General features: G+C 72.2%; 1 protein-coding gene. It reads left to right on the forward strand.

Annotated features, from left to right (window positions below; genetic code table 11):
• A partial coding sequence (locus GT042_RS29325; protein WP_202534121.1) for a hypothetical protein occupies window positions 1–5,738 on the forward strand: 5,738 nt, incomplete at both ends.

The following is a 5,738-nucleotide window of genomic DNA, read 5'->3' on the forward strand; positions in this document are numbered from 1 at the left end:
GGCGACCCCCGCCACCCCCGTCACCTTCGCCGACGGCAGGCGGATGCCCGCCTACGTCGACCACCTCAGCTCCCTGCTGCCCGGCGACCTCACCAAGAACGAGGTGGACGAACTCCTCGCCAACCCCGGCACGTTCGGCCAGAGCACCGTCGCCGTGCGTGGCATCGACGAGATCGTGCGGGCGATCGCGGACGAGCTGAACAGCCGGCCGGACGCGCGACCGCCCGACGGCGACACCCAACTGCTGTCCGACATCAGGCAGACGCTCCGTGAGAAGCCGAAGACGCTGGGCACGGAGGGCGGGCGCCCCTTCCCGTACGTCAACGCGAAGGGAAAGATCCGGGTCTTCCACCTCAAGGCGCGCCACTACGCCCGCTGGACGCCGTTCGAGGACGGCTTCGGGCACGCCTCGAAGATCGACAGCATGCACCGCGGCGCCGCGACCTTCGGCCTGACCAAGAACATGCAGGCCAGCTACAACTACGGCCTCGGCGCTCCGCTCGGCCCGGTGAGCACCGCCGCGTTCAGCGGCTTCGGCCGCCTCGCCTTCCGGTTCGGGTTCGTCAACAAGGTCGGATACACGCTGACGAACGCGCGGATGAACCAGATGGAGACCCGTACGCTCGACGACTCCCGGTCGTATCTGGACGACGCCTACTTCGAGGCACGCGTCACCGGCGCCGTGCTCGACCCCGGCGCCGACCGGGCCACGCTCGAACGCTTCGGCTTCGCCGTCCGCAACGGGCTGCTGGTGCGCCTGCCCGACAGCGTGCTCAAGAGTTCCAAGCCCGGCCGGATCCCCGCGTCGATCACCCTGGACCGGAACTCCCAGTACCGCCTGGTGCGGATCGAGGGGTACGGCCCCGTGGCCGCGATCCGCGACTGGGCGGCCGGGCGCGTCGGCGCGCTGCCGGGCAGCACCGCCTACGCCGAGCTGGACACGTTCTTCTCCGGGGACAGCTTCCAGCGGCACGGCGGCATGATGGCGCGCGGCCGGGTCACCACCCCGCCCCTCTTCGCCGACAACGACCGGAAGTCCCCCCTCGGCGTCTTCGTGGTGGAGGAGGTGATCCCCCGCGCCGCCGTGCTCGTCGGGGAGACCGACAAGGCCGAGATGCGGGACATCAACACGTCGACGGTCCGCAGCGAGCGGAGCCGCGCGCAGGGCAGGAACCTGCTGCTCCAGGCCGCCGCCGGGCCCGCGTTCAACTTCCGCGACATGCTGCCGGTGCCGTTCGACCTGCGGCTCCTGTTCGGGCCGAGCGCCCAGTACGGGCACTCCCGTACCTACACGGCCGGACTCGGCGGCGCCGGGACCCTCAAGTCGGCCGGACAGGTCAAGGGCCCCAGGACCGCCCTCTACCTGGTCGTGAAGTCGGTCCGGGTACGGCGGGCGGGGGACACCGGCCCGCCGACCCGGTTCCTCACCTGGAGCCTGGACCGGATGACCAGCGCCGAGGCGCGCCGCCTGGCCGGCTGGGACGACGGGACGGGTCTGGTCCTGCGCCACGGTTCGACCCCCTTCGTCCCGGCGTATCTGGCCGAGAACAATCCGCGGACCCTCGGCATGCACCGGGTCAAGGAGTTCACCTTCGACGACGGCCTGCGGACCCGGGTCGACGCGGACGACGTGGGCCGTACGCTGCTCGACGCATTCGCCGACAGCGTCGTGAACGCCGTCGCCGCCCGGCGCCGGGGACTGGTGGCGCCGCTCGACCACCTCCTGCCGCCCGGACTGCCCAAGAGCTGGCGCGCCCGCTTCGACGACCTGCTGAGGCGCCACCCCGACGAGGTGCTGGACGTCGCCAGGACCCTGCCCGTACCTCCCCAGTGGTCCAGCAGCGCGAAGTACCACACCGCACTCCAGAACACCCTCCAGATCCTCGGTGTGATCTCCGCGCAGAACGTCACCGCCAACCTGGAGGCCCTGAGCACCATCGGCCTGCGGATCCGGCTCACCGACCCGGACACGATCGGGCAGACCTACTACGAGCTGTGGGTGCACGGGACGCTGACGGGGCGGCGGTACGAGGGCAAGGACATCAACGAGGGCATGCGTTTCAGCGCCCAGGGCATCGACCGGCTGGACGGCCAGACGAGCGCGAAGCACGGCACGGAACTGGGCTTCGAGGGCACGTTCTCAGGCCGCGACCACAGCGTCGACAGCGCGGACCTGCCGAAGAACACGCTCGGGGTCACGCTGGGCATGCGCAAGGGGTGGCAGGGGGACGCCGAGACCTCCTTCGGCTCGACCGTCACCAACGAGCCGATGTCGGTGAGCAACGAACCCACCCACCTGTACCGCTACGACCTCGCGCTCACCGCCGCGATGGGCGGCTACTGGCGGCCCCGGGGCATGATCCGCGGTCTGGGCCTGGGGCTGCCGGGACTGCTCGTCCTGGACGAGCCGCGCAACATCCTCTTCGGGCGGAGCCCGGTGGGGAGCCGGTTCCAGCTGCACGGCGGCGGGGCGGTGACCGGGCAGGTGCTGATCAGCGTCCCCGTCCAGCACACCCCCGCCGCCGACCCGCACGCGGACGGGGCGCTCAACCTCTACAAGGCCGTCGAGCCCGCCCCCGTACCCCTGACGACGGAACGGGCGCTCGCGCTGGCGAAGGGCGACCTCATGCCGCCCGGGGACGGCGGAGGGCCGCACACGGCGCGGGGGTCGGACTGGTTCCACGCGTTCCAGCAGCACCCGTTCGTGATCGTGAGCGTGGTGCTGTCACCCCTCCTGACCGCGGAGGTGGACCGCGTCCTGGAGGCGGCGTCGGGAGGCGCCTGGCAGCTGGTGAAGGAGGGCGCCCCGACCCGGGAGGCGATCGTCCGCACCTTCACCCCCCAGTACATGGCGGCCGGCTTCGACCAGAGCTCCGGGCCGCTGGGGATGCCGGGCACGGGCCTGCTGGGGAAGGGCCCCTTCGGCGAACTGTGGGGGACGTTCCGCTACGCCACCTCGGTGGGCGCCATGACCGCCCTGACCCCCTCGATGGCCATGGACACCGAGATGATCCTCGGCGGCACCCGGCAGGCGGCCGGCAAGATCAGCAAGAGTACGAGCCTGGTCTTCGGCGGCCAGGTGATCTTCTCCCACGGCCAGGCTCCCGGGCACGGTCTCATGAGCGCGTACGGAGTGGTCGCCAACCCCCTGTCACGCTCGGCCGCGCAGAGCCTCAACGTCGTACGGACCGTCGTCGCGGACATGAACCGCAAGGGCTTCACCCACCAGGTCCTGGTCGCGGGGGACGTCCACCATCTGTTCGCGCTGACGGCGAGCCGGGTCGGGATGGGCTCGGTCGGGAGGGCGGCGGCGCGCAGCTCCCTGGTGCCGCGGTACGTCGCCGGAGCGGCGGGAACGTCCCTGACGACCCCGGGCGGCCTGCTGGGGCACCTGCCGGAGAAGAGCGCGCACCGGCTGGGACTGCTCGACGACGGCCTGGGCGACGTCCCCCGGTACACGGAGCGGCTCTGGGCCGCGCAGCCCTGGCTGAGCGGCTCCGGATTCGGTACGTACGCGGTGAACACGCTCGACCCGACCGCGGTGCTGCGCGCGTTCGAGCGGCGGATCGCGCGACTGGGCCTGGACGACGCGAGCCGGGAGAGGATCCGCCAGCTGGTGACGGCCCGTGCCACCCGGGCCCTGAAGGGCGAGATGACCTCCACGGGTCCCTCCACGATGGTCACCGTCGGAGGGTGGGGCTGGGGCCGGGTGCGGATCGGCGACCGGTGGGTCAGGGCGCGCGTCGAACTGATCCCCGGGACACCGGTGTTCGAGGCGCTCGACCACAGCGCGGAGCTGGAGGAGAACCGGCGGGCCATCGAGACCGTCCAGAAGAACTCGGAGATCTCGTCCGGGCCGGACGTCGGGATCCTGACCACCCAGATGCTGCACACCGGCGACACCCACGTCCCGGCCGCCGGCGTCACGTACACCGAGAGCGGCTCCCACCGGAAGACGGTGGCGTCGGGCCACTCGACCACCACCGTCACGATCTACCGGGCCGCGTCCACCGAACCGCACGCGGAGATCGTCACCCCGTACCGGATGCGGATCACCCTGGAGGCGGACGACACCCCCAACACCGGTGCCCCGGCGAGCCGTTCGCCGGAGTCCGTGGAGGGGCGGGACAAGGCGGTCACGGCCTTCGACCGGTTCCGGGGCAGGGACCGGATCGTCGAGGAGGCCGACATCGGCGGCCTGCGCGAGCACGTACCGCTGAGCCTGATGGAGCCGGCGCCGTCCGGCAGCGGTCCGTCGCCCGCCGGCCCGCGCCTGCCGGCACCCGACCCGAGAGCCGTCCTCGCCCGGGACGGGGTCCCCAGGCCGGTGCCCGTACCTGCGGTGCCGAAAAAGCTGACGGTCCGTTACGGGGACGGCGTCGAGCGGCCGTTCACCTTCCCCGAGAACGGCTTCCACCCCCGGGGGATCATCGGCCTGGAGAACATCCACATCGCGAACGACCTCCTCCTCACCCGCGCCTACGACGCGGGCTTCTCCCTCCGCGCCCTGGAGAGCGACGACGGTCCTTCGGACGCCACCCTGACCGAACTCCTCCGTACGACCAGGCGAACCGGCCTGACCCGGGTCGGCACCGGCTCCGCCCAGGCGCTGGAGGACGGCACCAGCACCATGGCGGTCACCTCGTTCTACCCCCGCACCCTGGACCCCGAGGCCTACCAACTGGCCGGGCTGAGCGAGAAGTCGTTCCTGGGGACCGACACCGGACAGCTCTCCCTGCGCTCGACCCCCGACTTCTCCCGCGCCCTGCTGCTGACGGTCGCCGACGGCAAGAAGCTGGAGGTGCTCAGACGGTACGGGGAGGTGGCGGGCACCTCGTCCGCCGACGAGCACACCCAGTCGGGCGTTCTCGGCGGCGCGTTCCTGTACGACTCCCCGAACGGCGTGGGCCTCAACCAGGTGGGGCTGGCCCTCCCCGGGCCCAACGACCTGGACGGCACCGGGATGCCGGTCGGCGACGACCACCTGACCTCGCGCAACCTCAAGCCGAAGACCGGCCGTTCGTTCCTGTTCGCCGTCCCCGGCTCCTGGCTGAGCGTCGGTGACGTACACCGCAACATCGTCGACTCGCGGGCCGCGAACCGGATCCGGGGTGGGACCGTCAGCCAGGCACGGTCGGGTCCGCAGGCGATGACGTCGGAGGCGTACGTCGTCGCCTGGATACGGGAGGACGTCGCGCGTGAACTGATGCTGATCACCGACACGAACTTCCCCGAGCGGGTCGGGAAGGCGTGGGACGCGGTCGGCAGCGCGAGCAAGGGGTGGGTCGACGGGGACAAGGCGTACTGGAAGAAGCGGCGCGGCGCCGCCGGTCTGCGCGAGGCTCTCGACACCGCGCAGGGCGCCCTGGACACGGCCGGTGAGGCCGCCCGTGTCGCGGGCCTTCCGCTCGGCCCCGCCCGTACCGCCCTCGACGCGGCGGACACCTCGCTGCGCCAGGCCCAGGACGCCGCCACCCGGGACCACGACAGCGCACGGAACGCCGTCGCCGCCGCGCAGGCCGAAGTCGACGCCCATGCCCGGTACGAGGCCGAGGCCGAGCCGGACCACGACGGCTGGGCGCGGTTCCTGCGGGACGAACACGACGCCGCCCGGGGCCGGTTGGAGGCCGCCGTGACGACCGCCGCCGCACTGCGCGCGGCGGTCGGCCTGCGCCTCGAAGCCGCGCGTACGGAACAGACGCGGGCGGCCGGCCGGCTCGCCGCGCTCCAACGGCCCG

Origin of the sequence: Streptomyces sp. SID3212 (genome assembly GCF_009865405.1) — a bacterium.
In the GTDB taxonomy this organism is placed as follows: domain Bacteria; phylum Actinomycetota; class Actinomycetes; order Streptomycetales; family Streptomycetaceae; genus Streptomyces.